The sequence below is a fragment of the Ensifer soli genome, from assembly GCF_041928815.1.
Classification (GTDB): domain Bacteria; phylum Pseudomonadota; class Alphaproteobacteria; order Rhizobiales; family Rhizobiaceae; genus JBHFEI01.
This window is the reverse complement of the sequence record NZ_JBHFEI010000010.1, coordinates 79,722-95,004: the sequence shown is the minus strand read 5'-3', so window position 1 is coordinate 95,004 and position 15,283 is coordinate 79,722. Positions and strand designations below refer to the sequence as shown.

12 protein-coding genes are annotated in these 15,283 nt (G+C 67.7%); 8 read left to right on the top strand and 4 right to left on the bottom strand.

Features of this window, described 5'->3' with window-relative positions; translation table 11 throughout:
- Window position 1 precedes the first annotated feature (1 nt).
- Window positions 2-3,400 (bottom strand): acyl-[ACP]--phospholipid O-acyltransferase, encoded by a 3,399-nt coding sequence (locus ACEVQ6_RS16150; RefSeq protein ID WP_374890054.1) that lies wholly within the window; start codon window positions 3,398-3,400, stop codon window positions 2-4.
- Between the two features lie 209 nt (window positions 3,401-3,609).
- Here ACEVQ6_RS16150 and ACEVQ6_RS16145 point away from each other — a divergent pair, with 209 nt between their 5' ends.
- Entirely contained in the window at window positions 3,610-4,236 is a 627-nt protein-coding gene (locus ACEVQ6_RS16145; RefSeq protein WP_374890053.1) for a TetR/AcrR family transcriptional regulator, read from the top strand.
- A gap of 79 nt (window positions 4,237-4,315) precedes the next feature.
- Here the strand turns inward: ACEVQ6_RS16145 and ACEVQ6_RS16140 are convergent, their stop codons facing one another.
- A complete protein-coding gene (locus ACEVQ6_RS16140) occupies window positions 4,316-6,649 on the bottom strand; it encodes a calcium-binding protein (protein ID WP_374890052.1) in 2,334 nt (777 codons plus the stop codon).
- A gap of 331 nt (window positions 6,650-6,980) precedes the next feature.
- Between ACEVQ6_RS16140 and ACEVQ6_RS16135 the strand changes: the two genes are divergently transcribed.
- Genes ACEVQ6_RS16135 through deoA form a run of 7 tightly spaced genes read left to right on the top strand, consistent with a single transcriptional unit; the run spans window position 6,981 to window position 13,922 of the window.
- Window positions 6,981-8,516: an ABC transporter ATP-binding protein gene (locus tag ACEVQ6_RS16135; protein ID WP_374890051.1), complete on the top strand. Its 1,536-nt coding sequence runs from the start codon at window positions 6,981-6,983 to the stop codon at window positions 8,514-8,516.
- A complete protein-coding gene (locus ACEVQ6_RS16130) occupies window positions 8,513-9,643 on the top strand; it encodes an ABC transporter permease (RefSeq protein ID WP_374890050.1) in 1,131 nt (376 codons plus the stop codon). The genes ACEVQ6_RS16135 and ACEVQ6_RS16130 overlap by 4 nt, the downstream gene beginning before the upstream one ends.
- 4 nt (window positions 9,644-9,647) lie before the next feature.
- A complete protein-coding gene (locus ACEVQ6_RS16125) occupies window positions 9,648-10,619 on the top strand; it encodes an ABC transporter permease (protein ID WP_374890049.1) in 972 nt (323 codons plus the stop codon).
- Between the two features lie 4 nt (window positions 10,620-10,623).
- Entirely contained in the window at window positions 10,624-11,016 is a 393-nt protein-coding gene (locus ACEVQ6_RS16120) for a cytidine deaminase (protein WP_374890048.1), read from the top strand.
- Entirely contained in the window at window positions 11,013-11,807 is a 795-nt protein-coding gene (locus ACEVQ6_RS16115) for a purine-nucleoside phosphorylase (protein ID WP_374890047.1), read from the top strand. Before ACEVQ6_RS16120 ends, ACEVQ6_RS16115 begins: the two co-directional genes overlap by 4 nt.
- A 25-nt stretch (window positions 11,808-11,832) precedes the next feature.
- Complete coding sequence (gene deoC / locus ACEVQ6_RS16110; protein WP_374890046.1) at window positions 11,833-12,612, top strand: deoxyribose-phosphate aldolase; 780 nt, start codon at window positions 11,833-11,835, stop codon at window positions 12,610-12,612.
- Window positions 12,609-13,922 carry a thymidine phosphorylase gene (deoA, locus tag ACEVQ6_RS16105; protein ID WP_374890045.1) on the top strand — a complete coding sequence of 438 codons (1,314 nt, stop codon included), beginning with the start codon at window positions 12,609-12,611 and terminating at the stop codon, window positions 13,920-13,922. The genes deoC and deoA overlap by 4 nt, the downstream gene beginning before the upstream one ends.
- A gap of 8 nt (window positions 13,923-13,930) precedes the next feature.
- On the opposite strand, the gene ACEVQ6_RS16100 is transcribed toward deoA, so the two are convergent.
- Window positions 13,931-14,443 carry a retropepsin-like aspartic protease family protein gene (locus tag ACEVQ6_RS16100; protein WP_374890044.1) on the bottom strand — a complete coding sequence of 171 codons (513 nt, stop codon included), beginning with the start codon at window positions 14,441-14,443 and terminating at the stop codon, window positions 13,931-13,933.
- A gap of 125 nt (window positions 14,444-14,568) precedes the next feature.
- A complete protein-coding gene (upp, locus tag ACEVQ6_RS16095; protein WP_374890043.1) occupies window positions 14,569-15,198 on the bottom strand; it encodes a uracil phosphoribosyltransferase in 630 nt (209 codons plus the stop codon).
- Between the last annotated feature and the right edge of the window lie 85 nt (window positions 15,199-15,283).

Sequence of the window (15,283 nt, the reverse complement as noted above, 5' to 3'; positions counted from 1 at the left end):
CTCAGGCCGCCGCTTCAGGCGCGGCCCGCTCGCGGACCGCCTTTGCCGCGGCGACGAAATCCACCTTGCCGGAGCCGAGCACCGGGACGGTTCCGACCGTCACCTCGGAGGGGATCGCGAGATCGGCCATTCCCCTCGACTTGGCGAAGGCGGAAAAGGCGGCGCGGCTCGCCTCGGGGGCATCGGTCAGAAGCACCAGCTTCTCGCCCTTCCGGGGATCGGGCAGGGTGGCGGCGACGGAGAGATGGCCCGGCCAAAATTCGCCGGCCAGCGCTTCGATCGCCGCGAGCGAGACCATCTCGCCGCCGATCTTGGCGAAGCGCTTGGCCCGGCCCTTGATGCGGATGAAGCCGTCGGCATCGATCGTGACGATGTCGCCGGTGTCGTGCCAGCCCTCCGGCGGGGGGTCGATGACGCCAGGATTGTCTGCCCGGAGATAGCCGGCCATGACGTTCGGCCCGCGCACGAAGAGGCGGCCGCCCTCCTCGACGCCCGGCACCGGCTCGAGCCGGTAGTCCATGCCCGGCATCAGCCTGCCGACGCTGCCCGGCTGGTTGAACATCGGCGTGTTGATGGCGATGACGGGCGCCGTCTCGGTGACGCCGTAGCCCTCGAGGATGCGCAGGCCGAACTTGTTCATGTAGATCTCGCGCGTCGAGGCCTTCACCGGCTCGGCGCCGGCGAAGCAGTAGCGGATCGAGCGGAAGTCGTAGGGATGGGCCGTGCGCGCATAGCCGTTGAGGAAGGTGTCGGTGCCGAAGATGATCGTCGCGTTGGAGCCGTAGATCAGCTCCGGCACGATGCGGTAATGCAGCGGCGAGGGGTAGAGATAGACCGGAACGCCGGAGACGAGCGGCAGCACCGTGCCGGCCGTCAGGCCGAAGGAATGGAACACGGGCAGCACGTTGAACACCTTGTCGCCCGAATGGAAATCGATGCGGGCGGCGGCCTGCGCCGCATTGGCGAGGATGTTGCGGTGGGTGAGCACCACGCCCTTCGGCGCGCCCTCGGAGCCGGAGGTGAAGAGGATCACCGCCGGATCGTCGGCGCTGCGCCGGGCGCGCAGCCGCGTCTTCGTCAGGAAGCCGAGAAGCTTGTCGAGCCGGCCGATCGTCTCGCGCAGTTCGTCGAGATAGACGATGCGCAGCGTCCGGCCGAGCTCCTCGACGACGGGGCCGAGCTTGGCCTGCTCGACGAAGGCGCGCGAGGTGAGGATCGTCTTCAGCTCGGCCGCCGTCGCCGCGGAACGGAGGTTGGCGGCACCGGCGGTGAAGTTCATCATCGCCGGGACCTTGCCGGCCGACATCAGGCCGAGAAGGGTCGCGACCGCGCCGTTGGCGTTCGGCAGCATGACGCCGATGCTGCGTTCGTCCGGAAACAGGCCCTGGAATTTCTTCGCGAGAACCGCTGCGCCGGCGAGCAGCCGGCCGCCGGTCAGCGCACCGGTCAGCGGATCTTCCGTTGCCAGCGCCCGCATGCCGCGCATCTTCGCCATGGCGATGACGGCTTCGGGGATGGTGCGGTCGGAAAGACTGGTGTCGAAGACGAGGTCGGACATGATGCCGTAGAGCGCCGCGCCCGCGGCCATGCGGCGCTTGCGGCCGACGAGGCCGTCCGGCAGCGACAGGCGGCGCGGCGGCAGGATCGTCACCGTCACCTTGGGAAACAGGCTGCGGCGGGTGTGGAGCGCCGACAGACGGGAGAAGAAGCTGCGCTCCAGGCCCTCGATGCGGATCGGCACGACCATGGCCTTCGTCTTGTCGGCGACCATCGCCGCGCCGTCATAGACCTTCATCAGGCTGCCGGTGACGGTGATGCGGCCTTCGGGGAAGATGACCAGCGGATTGCCGTCGTTGACCGCCTTGATCAGCGCGCGGGTGGCGAGCGGCTTTGCCGGATCGAGCGCCATCGCCTTCATGTTGCGGATGAAGGGGCGCACCCACCAGCGCGTGGCGATCGTCCGGTCGATGGCGAAGACCGGCTCCCGCTCGGTCAGCGTCACGGCGAGCGGGCCGTCGAGGAAGCTCACATGGTTCAGCGCCAGGATCGGCGCGTCGCCCGCCGCCTTCAGATTGTCGTAGCCGACGACCTCCAGCCGGTGGAAGGCGCGGAACAGGATCGAGACGACGTCGCGGAAGGCATGGGTCGGCAGGTTGGCGAGCATCCACCAGGCGGCGGCGGCATTCAGAAGGGCCAGGATGACGAGGATCGTCGAAAGGCCGAGGCCGAGCGCCTGCAAGAGCGCGAGGCCGGCGCCGCCCGCCGCCATGAAGGCGGCCGAGAGCACATTGACGGAGGCGACGGTGCGGGCACGCTCCTCCTCCTTCGCCCAGGCCTGGACGGCGGCGAAGGTGGGCACGACGATGAAGGCGCCGGCGATCGCCAGCCCCGCGAGGTCGATCGCCGCCCGGACCGTGCCGGGACCTGAGAAGAAGGCACGCAGCGATTCGACCGTCCCGGACGCCTGCAGGCCCGCCGTCGTATAGGCGAGGTCGAGGCTGAAGAGCGCGACGAGGGCCGCGCCGACCGGGGCCGGCAGGAGCACGATGCGGCCCGCCGACATCCAGGCGGCGATCGCCGAGCCGGCCGCGACCGCGACGGCGAAGACGGCGAGATAGGCGGTGACGGCGATCTCGCCGCCGCCGAGCACGTTCTTCACCATCGGCGGCAACAGCGACAGCACGACGGCGCCGACGAGCCAGAACCAGGAGACCATCAGCCCGGCGCGGAAGACGCGGCCGTCCGACCGCGTCGCCGCCAGCAGGCGCAGCGTCGAGCGGACGACATTGCGGTCGATGGCAAGATCGGGAGCGACGCCGCGCGTCGACGGGATCATCCGGCTTGCAAGCCAGCACAGAACCGCGAGCCCGACCATCACCGGCCCGATCACGGCCACCTCGATCCCGCCGGTGGAGGCGACGCCGCCGACGATGGTGCCGCCGAGGATGGCGACGAAGGTCGCCGCCTCGATCCAGGCATTGGCCTTCGGCAGTTCGCTGCGCTCGAGATGGTCGGGAAGGATGCCGTATTTGATCGGCCCGAACAGGGCCGAGATCACGCCGAAGACGAAGAGCGCGACCATCAGCAGGGTGACCGAATGCAACGCCAGGCCGGCGACGGCGAAAACGGAAGCGCCGATCTCGGCGAATTTCAGCCGCCGGGCGATGAGGGCCTTGTCGTATTTGTCGGCCAGCTCGCCGCCGAGCGCGGAGAGCAGCAGGAAGGGCAGGATGAAGACGACGCCCGCCACCGTCACCATGGTTGCGGCCTGCGTCGAGGCCATGGTGAACAGGATCAGGAAGACGAGGATGTTCTTCAGAAAATTGTCGTTGAAGGCGGAGAGGAACTGCGTCCAGAACAGCGGCGCGAAACGCCGCGCGGTGATCAGTCGGTCCGTCATCTTTGGCTCCCTTAAAGGCCGTCGGGCAAGGTCGGGCCGCTACGTCCTTCACGACGCCATCGGCCCCGGGGCGAGATGTAGCGCGGGGCGCGCGGCTTCACACCCGCAGAATATGAACATTGTTCATTGTTGACCATCGCATAAGAATGAACGATGTTCAAGAACTATTTCACCAATGCGATGCCGGGGCGCGGAGAGGATCGGGAAAAATGACGGGAAAGCGCGACGAGAAGCGCCGCAAGCTGAAGGACGACGTTCTGGCGGCCGCAACCGCGCGGATCCACTCGGGCGGCCTGGCGCAGCTTCGCGCGCGCGACGTCGCCGCCGACGTCGGCTGCGCGCTCGGCGCGATCTACAATGTCTTCACCGATCTCGACGACCTGGTCCTCACCGTCAATTCGGCGACGCTGCGCAGTCTCGGCGCCGATCTCGCCGCCGCCGCGGCCCGGCATGCCGGCGACACGCCCGAGCGGCAGATGATCGCCTTTGCCCACGCCTATCTCGATTTCGCCATGCGCCATCCGCACGCCTGGGCAGCCCTCTTCGACCACCGCCTTCCCGAAGGAAAGACCGTGCCCGACTGGCATTATCGCGAACAGGCGCTTTTGTTCGCGACCGTGATCGTCCCCTTGCGCACAGCCATGCCGGGCGTCAGCGAGGCCCGGATCTCGTCGATAGCCCGCGGCCTTTTCTCCGCCGTGCACGGCATCGTCTCGCTCGGCCTGCAGCATCGCTTCGCCGCCGTCGACGAGGCGGACCTCGGGGACATGCTCGCCCTTCTGGTCGGCTCGTTCGTCAAGGCAAACAGCCCCCGGGAGGGGGCCGATCCGCCTTGATCCGGCGGGTGTCCGCCTGAAAGAGACAGGCCATTCCCGCCGGTCGGAACCCGTGGCTCCGACCGGCGGAGGACAGGCCTCAGAGAAGGAGGTTCTCGATCTCGATCAGCGGGCGGCCGACGATCTTGATGGCGAACTCGGCATAGGGATCGCTGTCGACATTGCCTTCCAGAACGGTGTAGACGCCGGAATAGTAAGCCCGGAGCTGGCCAGCCTTGGTGAAGTTCGCGCCTTCAATGAATTTGAACGCGTCGTTGACGGACCGCGACGAGGCGATGGCATCGATCCGGGACAGGTCGATGACATCTCCGTCCTCCGGATGCCAGTCGACGATCTTGTCGACCGAGTAGCCGGTCGCCGTCGCACGGTCGAAGATGAAGGCGTCGGCGCCTTCGCCACCGATCAGCGTGTCGTCGCCGAGCCCGCCGAACAGCTGATCCGCACCGATCCCGCCTTTCAGCACGTCGTTCTGACCGCCGCCGAGCAGGATGTCGTCGCCTGCGCCGCCGAACAGGAGGTCGTTGCCGCCAAAGGTTTCCGATCCCGCCGAGGTCGTCGCGCCACCATAGAGCGTATCGTTGCCGTCCTCGCCGAAGAGACGGTCCCCTTCCTCGCCGCCACGGATCTTGTCATTGCCCGCGCCACCGAAAATGTCGTCCCGGTTCACCGTGCCGACCAGCGAGGAGGCGGCCGTCGAGGTGGAGAACTTGAACGAGGCGGGGTCGAGTTCGTCCGGCGCGAAGCCGAGCAGGACGAGCTGCTGCCTTATCCCGTTATAGGTGATGTCGACCGTCGCGTTGCCGTCGGAATCGACCGAGAGGATATCCGCGAGCGTCTCGGCGGAACCGACACCGAAGGCCGAAAGATCGACCTTGTCGCCATGGGCGACGCCCTCCTCGTCGACGCTTGGCGCCTCGAAATCATAGACGGTATCGATTTCCGCCTCGGACAGTTTGCGAATGACGAAAATGTCGTCGCCCGCGCCGCCGAACAGGGTGTCGTTGCCGTTCTGGCCGAAGAGCTGGTCGTCTCCGGCACCGCCGCGCAGGACGTCCTGGCCGCCGCCGCCGTAGAGCCTGTCATTGCCGACGCCGCCGGACAGCGTGTCGTCGCCGTCATAGAGCGACTTGTCGGCCTCGCTGGTCCCCGTCGCGCCGGACAGCACGTCGTCGCCGTCCTCGCCATAGAGCCGGTCGTTGCCGTTGCCGCCGCTCAAGCCGTCATTGCCGAGCGCGCCGAACATGTCGTCGTCATACTCCGAGCCGACCAGGCGATCGGTCTGGGCCACCAGGTCGAAGACAAAATTCGCCGCGGTGAGCTGGCTGCGGTCGGTGCGCTGCAGCACGACTTCGGTCGAGATCCCGTCGAAGGAGATCCGGATCTGCGTGCTGCCGCCCGGGCCGATCGACAGGAGGTCCTTCACCGTCTCGAAGGAGGAGATATTGAAAGCGCGCAGGTCGATCTTGTCCGTCGCGACGTTGAAATCCGTCACCGTGTCGACTTCACCCGCGTCATGCGGCGCATAGACGACGGTGTCGCTGCCGGCGCCGGTCGCGATCCGGTCATAGTCGCCGCCGCCGTCGATGAGGTCGTCGCCGACGCCGCCGAGCAGCCGGTCGGCGCCGCCATTGCCGTAGAGCCTGTCGTTGCCGGCGCCGCCGACGAGAAGATCATTGCCATAGCCGGAGGCATCGTCGTCCTCCGCGTCGCCGATCAGCGTGTCGTTGCCCTGCTCGCCGAACAGCCGGTCGGAATCCTCAAGGCCGGTGATCTGGTCGTTGCCGAGCCCGCCGAAGAGATCGTCGACAGAGGCAGTTCCCTCGATCACGTCGTTGGTCGCGTCCGTCGAGAACAGGAAATCCGCAGCCGTCAGGCTGAAGGGGGCGAGGCCCGTCAAGGTGACCGTCTCGCGGAAACCCGCTTGGGAAAAGGCGATGACCGCATCATCGTCGGCATCCTTGCCGAGCAGATAGCGGACCGTGTCGAAGGACGAGATGTTCAATGCGGAGACGTCGAGCTTGTCGCTCCCGCGCGAGAAGTCGACGACTTCGTCGTCATTGGCATAGTAATATTCATTCTCGACGGCAAAGCGCTCAACCTTGACGATATCGTTGCCCGCCCCGGTCAGGATCGTCGCACTGCCCTGGCCGCCGTAGAACGTGTCGTTTCCTTCGCCCCCGACAAGGATATCGTTGCCGGTAAACGAGATCAGCGTATCGTTGCCCTCGCCGCCGTCGAGATAATCATCGCCGTCATGCTCGATCGGATCCTCGGGATTGCGGGCGCCGCCATAGGTAACATCATTGCCGCCGTTGCCGTATATTTCGTCATTACCGAGATATCCCTGGATGAGGTCCGCTCTCGACGTTCCATTCAGAAGATTGTTGTCCGGATCGCCATTAATATTTGCCATTTTACTATCTCCATCCATTAATATTATATGTTTCTATTTTACGAATTAGGCATTTAAAATCAAGATAATTCTATGGCGAAAACATGGCATCACGACCATGGATTGATGCGAGATCATTTATCGCCGTCCGGCAGAAGCGGGATCGGGTCGCGGCCGGCCGGATCGGCTGGCCTCCGAGCCGGCACGGCGCCCCGTCCGCGATATCGGCATTTTCCCCCTTACCTTCACCGAAAACGATGCTAGACCTATCGAAAAGGCAGGAAGCGGGCGGGAACATCCGGCGGGAAAACGGGTGAGCCCGGACGAAAGCCCAAGGGGACAGCAGCGCCGCATGGAGCCATTGGCCATCGAACTGAAGGGCATCGACAAGAGCTTCGGCCTCGTCCACGCCAACAGGAACATCAACCTCTCGGTCCGCAAGGGCACGATCCACGGCATCATCGGCGAGAACGGCGCCGGCAAGTCGACGCTGATGTCGATCCTCTACGGTTTCTACCAGGCCGATCGCGGCGAGATCCTCGTCGACGGCAGGCCGGTCGCCATCAAGGACCCGAACGCGGCGATCGCCGCCGGCATCGGCATGGTGCACCAGCATTTCATGCTGGTCGAAAACTTCACCGTGCTGGAAAACGTCATGCTCGGGGCCGAGGACAGCCAGATCCTCAACCGCTCCATCGCCAAGGCCCGTGTCGAACTCAAGCGGCTGGAGAAGGATTATGCGCTGGAGGTCGATCCCGACGCGCTGATCGAGGAGCTTCCCGTCGGCCTGCAGCAGCGCGTCGAGATCCTCAAAGCCCTCTACCGCCGCGCCGACATCCTCATCCTCGACGAGCCGACCGGCGTGCTGACGCCGGCGGAGGCCGACCATCTCTTCCGCATCCTCGGCCAGCTGAAGGCCGAGGGAAAGACCGTCATCCTCATCACCCACAAGCTGCGCGAGATCATGGCCGTCACCGACGCCGTTTCCGTCATGCGGCGCGGCGAGATGGTGGCGACCCGCAGGACCTCGGAGACCTCCGTCGAAGAGCTCGCCGAGCTGATGGTCGGCCGCCGCGTGCTGCTCCGCGTCGACAAGGGCGAGGCCCGGCCCGGCGCGGTCAGGCTCTCGGTCAAGGGACTGACGGTGCGCGACGGGCGCGGCGTCACCATGGTCGACGATGTCTCCCTCGAGGTGCGCGAAGGCGAGATCGTCGGCATCGCCGGGGTCGCCGGCAACGGCCAGTCGGAACTCCTCGAGGCGATCTCCGGCATCCGCAAGGCGGTCAAGGGCTCGGTGACGCTCGCCGGCACGCCGGTCGACGTCACCGGCGCGGCCGATCCCGCGGAACTGCGCCGCCGCGGCCTCGCCCATGTCCCGGAGGACCGCCATCATGTCGGCCTCGTGCTGAAGTTCGAGGAGAGCGAGAACGCCATCCTCGGCTATCATAACGACGCCCGCTACGGCAGCGGCGGTTTCATGAACATCGAGGCGATCCGCGCCGAGGCCGAGGACAATATCCGCAAATACGACATCCGCCCGCCGAACCCGCGGTTGAAGACCGCCAACTTCTCCGGCGGCAACCAGCAGAAGATCGTGCTTTCGCGCGAGATGGAGCGCGATCCGGACGTGCTGATCATCGGCCAGCCGACCCGCGGCGTCGACGTCGGCGCCATCGAATTCATCCACCGGCGCATCATCGAGATGCGCGACGCCGGCAAGGCGGTGCTGCTCGTCTCCGTCGAGCTCGACGAGATCCGCGCCCTCTCCGACCGCATCCTCGTGATGTTCGCCGGCCGCGTCGTCGGCGAACGGCTGCCGGATGCGTCGGAAGGCGAGATCGGCCTGCTGATGGCCGGCGTCGCGGACCGGGCGGAGGCGGCGCGATGAGCAACCCTTACGCGAAGCTGCCCGGCTGGGCCGAATACGGGCTGATCCCGCTCGTCAACCTCGCCGTCGCCTTTCTCGTCGCCGGTCTCGTCGTGCTGCTCGTCGGCGAGAACCCGCTCAACGCCGCCTATCACATGGTCAACGGCGCCTTCGGCCGCGGCGAATATATCGGCTTCACGCTCTATTACGCCACGACCTTCATCTTCACCGGGCTCGCCGTCGCCGTCGCCTTCCACGCCGGCCTCTTCAACATCGGCGGCGAGGGACAGGCCTATATCGGCGGCATCGGCGTGGCGCTCGCCTGCCTCTGGCTCGACCGGACCATGCCCTGGTTCGTCGTCTTCCCGCTGGCGATCCTCGGCTCGGCCTTCTTCGGCGCGCTCTGGGCCTTCCTGCCGGGCTGGCTGCAGGCCAGGCGCGGCAGCCACATCGTCATCACGACGATCATGTTCAACTTCATCGCTTCCAGCCTGATGGTCTACCTCCTGACGCGGGTGCTGAAGCCGCTCGGCTCGATGGCGCCGCAGACCCGCACCTTCGAGGCCGGCGGGCAACTGCCGAAGCTCGACTGGCTGCTCGGCCTCTTCGGCCTTCAGGTCGGCAACGCGCCGTTCAACGTCTCCTTCCTGCTGGCGCTCGCCGCGGCCTTTTGCGTCTGGGTGCTGATCTGGCGCACCCGGCTCGGCTACGAGATGCGCACGCTCGGCCACAGCCCGTCCGCCGCCCGCTATGCCGGCATCCGCGAGCAGCGCATCACGGTCGTCGCCATGATGCTCTCCGGCGGGCTCGCCGGCATGATGGCGCTGAACCCGATCATGGGCGAGCAGTTCCGCATGCAGCTCGACTTCGTGCAAGGGGCGGGCTTCGTCGGCATCGCGGTCGCGCTGATGGGCCGGTCGCATCCGGCGGGCATCATCCCGGCGGCGGTCCTCTTCGGCATGCTCTACCAGGGCGGCGCCGAGATCGCCTTCGAGATGCCGGCGATCTCGCGCGACATGATCGTCATCATCCAGGGCCTCGTCATCCTGTTTGCCGGCGCGCTCGAAAACATGTTCCGCCCGGCGATCGGCCGGCTGTTTGCCGCCGGCGCCGCCCGCGCCGCGGTGACGCAGACGAAGGGAGCCTGAGGCCATGGACCTGTTCCACACCCTGATCGCGCTCCTCGAATCGACCATCCGCGTCTCCGTGCCGCTGATCTTCGCCGCACTCGCCGGCCTCTATACCGAGCGCGCCGGCGTCTTCGACATCGGGCTCGAGGGCAAGATGCTCGGCGCCGCCTTCGCCGCCGGCGCCGTGGCCGCCGTCTCCGGCTCTGTCTTCGCCGGGCTCGCCGCCGCCATCCTGATCTCGGTGCTGCTCGCGCTGGTGCACGGCTATGCCTCGATCACGCAGCGCGGCAGCCAGATCGTCTCCGGCGTCGCCATCAACTTCGTCGTCGCCGGCTCGACCGTCATTCTCGGCGAGGCCTGGTTTCGCCAGGGCGGCCGCACGCCCTCTCTGCCCGCCGAGGCGCGCTTCCAGGTCATCGACCTGCCCTTTGCCGAAGCGATCGGAAGCGTGCCCGTCATCGGACCGATCTATGCCAACCTGCTGTCGGGCCATTTCCTGCTGACCTATCTCGCCTTCGCCATGGTGCCCTTCTCCTGGTGGGTGCTCTATCGCACGCGCTTCGGTCTCCGGCTGAGGGCGGTCGGCGAGAATCCGGGCGCGGTCGACACCGCCGGCATTTCGGTGATCTGGCTGCGCTACCGGGCCGTCATCTGCGCCGGCATCCTCTGCGGCTTCGCCGGCGCCTACCTGTCGCTCGCCATGACCGCCGGCTTCGTCAAGGGCATGACGGCGGGCAAGGGCTACATCGCGCTCGCGGCGCTGATCTTCGCCAAGTGGCGGCCGGCGAACATCCTCGTCGCCTGCCTGCTCTTCGGCTTCCTCGATGCGCTGGCGATCCGGCTGCAGGGCAATCCGCTGCCGCTGATCGGCCAGGTGCCGGTGCAGCTGATGCAGGCGCTGCCCTACATCCTCACCGTCATCCTGCTCGCCGGCTTCATCGGCAAGGCCATCCCGCCGAAGGCCGGCGGCATCCCCTATGTGAAGGAACGCTGAACCGATGGATGACGAGCTGTTTCAGGCGGCGCACGCCGCCATGGAGAAGGCCCATGCCCCCTATTCGAAGTTCCCCGTGGGCGCGGCGATCCGCGCCGGCGACGGGCGGATCTACAGCGGCGCCAACATCGAGAACCTGTCCTTCCCCGAGGGCTGGTGCGCGGAGACCACGGCGATCAGCCACATGGTGATGGCCGGGCAGCGGCAGATCCTCGAAGTGGCCGTCATCGCGGAGAAGCTCGCGCTCTGCCCGCCCTGCGGCGGTTGCCGCCAGCGGCTCGCCGAATTCTCCGGGGCGAGCACGCGGATCTATCTCTGCGACGAGACCGGCATCAAGAAGACGCTGATGCTCTCCGACCTCCTGCCCCACAGTTTCGAGACGGAAGTGATCGGATGACCGCCGCCGCGACGATCGCCGCGCGTCTCGGCGACCTGCGTCCGCGGATCGCCCTGGTGCTCGGCTCCGGCCTCGGGTCGCTGGTCGCGGCGATCGATGACCCCGTCACCCTGCCCTATGCGGAGATCCCCGGCTTTCCGCGCAGCAGCGTCTCCGGCCATGCCGGCGAGCTCGTCGCCGGAACGGTCGCCGGCGTGCCCGTCGTCGTCCTTTCCGGCCGCGCCCATTACTACGAGCACGGCGATGCGGGCGCGATGCGCGTGCCGATCGAGGCGCTGGAGGCGCTCGGCGTCGAGATCCTGCTGCTCACCAATTCCGCCGGATCGCTGCGCGAGGAGATCGCCCCCGGCACGGTGATGCAGATCAGCGACCACATCAATTTTTCCGGCACCAACCCGCTGATCGGCATCGAGGGGGATGAACGCTTCGTCGGCATGACGAGCGCCTATGATCCCGGCCTTGGCGAGGCGATGCGCCAGGCGGCGGCGCGCGCCGGCATCGCGCTGTCCGCCGGCGTCTACATGTGGTTTTCCGGCCCGAGCTTCGAGACGCCGGCCGAGATCCGCATGGCGCGCCTCCTCGGCGCCGACGCCGTCGGCATGTCGACCGTTCCCGAAGTTCTCCTCGCACGCTATAGGGGGCTCAGGGTCGCCGCCGCGTCGGTGATCACCAATTACGGGGCGGGGATGACCGGGGCGGAACTCAGCCATCACGAGACCAAGGACATGGCGCCGGTCGGCGGCGCCCGTCTCGCCGCCATCCTTAAGGAGATGCTGAAGGCCGGGCTGTGACCGGGCGGGCCGCAACGGAGGGACCATGATCGACGCCACCAAACGCCAGACGGCGCTCTTCGCGCTGTCGCTTCTCGATCTGACCGATCTGACGGAGACCTGCACGGATGAGGCGGTGGAACGGCTCTGTGACGCCGCGCAGACCCGCTTCGGCACGGCGGCCGCGATCTGCATCTGGCCGCGCTTCGTCGCCGCCGCCCGCGCGCGGCTCGGACCGTCGAGCCCGGTGCGGATCGCCACCGTCGTCAACTTCCCCCACGGCACGGCCGCCGTCGCCGACGTCGTCGCCGAGACGGAGCGGGCGATCGCCGAGGGCGCCGACGAGATCGACCTCGTCATTCCCTATCGGGCGCTGATTGCCGGCGATGAACAGGCGGTGACGGAGATGGTCGCCGCCGTGCGCGCCGCCGCTCCGGCGCCGGTCCGGCTGAAGGCGATCCTGGAGACCGGCGAGATCCGCGACCGGGCGCTGATCCGCCGCGCCTCGCTGCTGTCGATCGGCGCCGGCGCCGATTTCATCAAAACCTCGACCGGCAAGGCGGCGGTGCATGCGACGCTGGAAGCGGCCGACATCATGCTGACGGCGATCCGCGAAACCGGACGCAATGTCGGCTTCAAGCCGGCGGGCGGCGTCGATACCGTCGCCGACGCGCGCCTCTACCTCGCTCTCGCGGCGACGATCCACGGGCCGGACTGGGTGATGCCCTCGACGTTCCGCTTCGGCGCCTCCGGCCTGCTCGCCGACATCCTGACGCTCGCAGAAGGACGGGACGCCGGCGCCGTCGCGGCGTCGCACGGACCATGATCCCCGGCGAAATCATCGGCCGCAAGCGCGACGGGCATGCGCTGGCAGGGGAAGAGATCGAAGCCTTCGTCCGCGGCCTGACCGACGGTTCCTTCTCCGAGGGCCAGATCGCCGCGCTTGCCATGGCGATCCGCCTCAACGGCATGGACCGCGACGAGACGGTGGCGCTGACGCTGGCGATGCGCGCGTCCGGCGCGACGCTCGACTGGAGCGACCTCGACGGGCCCGTCGCCGACAAGCATTCGACCGGCGGCGTCGGCGATCCGGTTTCGCTGATGTTGGCACCGGTCGCCGCCGCCTGCGGCCTCGCCGTGCCGATGATCTCCGGTCGCGGCCTCGGCCATACCGGCGGCACGCTCGACAAGCTCGAATCGATCCCAGGCTACACGATCGCGCCCGATGCCGGCCTGCTGCGGCGCACGGTGCGGCAGGCGGGGCTGGCGATCATCGGCCAGACCGCCGATCTCGCACCGGCCGACCGCCGCCTGTATGCCATCCGCGACGTGACCGGTACGGTCGATTCGGTGCCGCTGATCACCGCCTCGATCCTGTCGAAGAAGCTCGCCGCCGGGCTGCAGTCCCTCGTGCTCGACGTCAAGGTCGGCAACGGCGCCTTCCTGCCGGACCGGGCCGGGGCGGAAGCGCTGGCGCGCACCCTCGTCGGCGTCGCCAACGAGGCGGGCCTGCCGACCTCGGCGCTGATCACCGACATGGACGAACCGCTCGCGGACGCCGCCGGCAATGCGGTGGAACTCCGCGTCGCGCTCGACGTGCTCAAGGGCGACAGGGCGGGCAGCCGGCTGGAACGGCTGGTGCTGCGGCTTGCCGCCGACATGCTGCTGCGATCGGGCATGGACGGCAACAGTGACGCGGCGGAGGCGCGGGCGCGGCGGGCGCTCGCAAGCGGCGCGGCGCTGGAGCGCTTCGCAAGAATGGTGCACATGCTCGGCGGCCCCGCCGACCTCGCCGAGCGGCCCGACGCCTATCTCGCGAAGGCTCCCGTGGTCCTGCCGGTCGGGGCGACACGCGCGGGCTTCCTCGGCGGCGTCGACACCCGGGCCATCGGCATGGCGGTGATCGCCCTGAGGGGCGGTCGCCTGCGTCCCGGCGATGCGATCGACCACCGCGTCGGCCTGGCGGGGCTTCTGCCGCTTGGAAGCCGTGTCGAGCGCGGCGATCCGATCGCCTTCGTCCATGCGACCGACAGGGCGACCGGCGCGGAGATCGCAAGACGTGTCGCGGGCCTCTACGCCATCGCCGACGCGCCGCCGGCGCCGCGCCCGCTGGTCATCGCGCGGATCGATCCCTGATCGGGACCTTAGCGCCGCATGTGGAGCGCCAGACCCTCGACCTTGTAGGAGGCGAGGCGGCTGAGGAAGCTCATGCCGATCAGCGTGCCGGACAGAGCCCTGTCCGGCAGGACGACGGCCTCGACGCCGGTGAGCGCGATGCCGCCGATCTCGATCCGGTCGATCGTCGTGCGTGCCGCCTCGACGAGGCCGTTCGCCGTCGAGACGCGCCCGTCGAAGGAAAGCCGCGACGGCGGAATGCCGATCCTCTGCGCGGTCGAGAGGTTGAGGGCGACGAGGCTCGCGCCGGTGTCGACCATGCCGCTCTCGCTGCGGCCGTTCAGGCGGAAATTGCCGATGAAATGCCCGCTCGGGTCCATCGGCAGCCGGAACGTACCGCCGGCGGCGGCCGGCTCCGCCTCCCGGACGGCCGCGACTTCGGCCGGCCGGTCCGTCTTGGCGACGAGCCGCGCGGCGAGGTCCGGCACGAACAGCGCTGCGATCGCGATACCGGCGACGAAGACCAGGAGGCGGCCGATCATGGATGTTCCCCTTCCGAAACGTCAGGGAAAGGAACACCGAAAACACTAACGGAGCGCGAAGGGCGCATCGCGCATTCGCTGCATCGGCCCCTCTGACGAGAGGTTGGTTAAGCCGGGGTAAACGTCTACTTCGTGCCGTACATCCGGTCCCCGGCATCGCCGAGGCCCGGAACGATGTAGCCGAGTTCGTTCAGATGGCTGTCGATCGAGGCGGTGAAGACGGGCACGTCCGGATGGGCGGCGCGGAAATTGGCGATCCCCTCCGGCGCGGCGAGCAGGCAGAGGAAGCGCAAGTTCATCGCGCCGCGCTCCTTCAGCTTGTCGATGGCGGCGATCGAGGAATTGCCGGTGGCGAGCATCGGATCGACGACGATGACGAGGCGCTCGGCGAGGTTCTCGGGCGCCTTGAAGTAATATTCGACCGGCTGCAGCGTCTCGTGGTCGCGATAGACGCCGACATGGGAGACGCGGGCGGAAGGCACGAGCTCCAGCATGCCCTCCAGAAGGCCGTTGCCGGCCCGCAGGATCGAGGCGAAGACCAGTTTCTTGCCCTCGAGCAGCGGCGCCTGCATCTCCTGGAGCGGCGTCTCGATCGTCTCGGTGGTCAGTTCGAGGTCGCGCGTCACCTCGTAGCAGAGCAGCGTCGAGATCTCGCGCAGGAGCCGGCGGAAGCTCGCCGTCGAGGTTTCCTTCTTCCGCATGATCGTCAGCTTGTGCTGGACGAGCGGATGACTGATGACGGTGACACCATCCATGGCCAGGCCTTTCTTGGAGCGATTGGCAAATCGCGCATTTGTTTCACGGATCGCGCCCGCTCCGCAAGGCCGCAGCCGGCCGCCG

What these genes read in the sequence shown, in the direction of transcription:
- ACEVQ6_RS16150 (WP_374890054.1), bottom strand. Translation starts at nt 3,400, where the DNA reads ATGACGGACCGACTGATCACCGCGCGGCGTTTCGCGCCGCTGTTCTGG.
- ACEVQ6_RS16145 (WP_374890053.1), top strand. Translation starts at nt 3,610, where the DNA reads ATGACGGGAAAGCGCGACGAGAAGCGCCGCAAGCTGAAGGACGACGTT.
- ACEVQ6_RS16140 (WP_374890052.1), bottom strand. Translation starts at nt 6,649, where the DNA reads ATGGCAAATATTAATGGCGATCCGGACAACAATCTTCTGAATGGAACG.
- ACEVQ6_RS16135 (WP_374890051.1), top strand. Translation starts at nt 6,981, where the DNA reads ATGGAGCCATTGGCCATCGAACTGAAGGGCATCGACAAGAGCTTCGGC.
- ACEVQ6_RS16130 (WP_374890050.1), top strand. Translation starts at nt 8,513, where the DNA reads ATGAGCAACCCTTACGCGAAGCTGCCCGGCTGGGCCGAATACGGGCTG.
- ACEVQ6_RS16125 (WP_374890049.1), top strand. Translation starts at nt 9,648, where the DNA reads ATGGACCTGTTCCACACCCTGATCGCGCTCCTCGAATCGACCATCCGC.
- ACEVQ6_RS16120 (WP_374890048.1), top strand. Translation starts at nt 10,624, where the DNA reads ATGGATGACGAGCTGTTTCAGGCGGCGCACGCCGCCATGGAGAAGGCC.
- ACEVQ6_RS16115 (WP_374890047.1), top strand. Translation starts at nt 11,013, where the DNA reads ATGACCGCCGCCGCGACGATCGCCGCGCGTCTCGGCGACCTGCGTCCG.
- deoC (WP_374890046.1), top strand. Translation starts at nt 11,833, where the DNA reads ATGATCGACGCCACCAAACGCCAGACGGCGCTCTTCGCGCTGTCGCTT.
- deoA (WP_374890045.1), top strand. Translation starts at nt 12,609, where the DNA reads ATGATCCCCGGCGAAATCATCGGCCGCAAGCGCGACGGGCATGCGCTG.
- ACEVQ6_RS16100 (WP_374890044.1), bottom strand. Translation starts at nt 14,443, where the DNA reads ATGATCGGCCGCCTCCTGGTCTTCGTCGCCGGTATCGCGATCGCAGCG.
- upp (WP_374890043.1), bottom strand. Translation starts at nt 15,198, where the DNA reads ATGGATGGTGTCACCGTCATCAGTCATCCGCTCGTCCAGCACAAGCTG.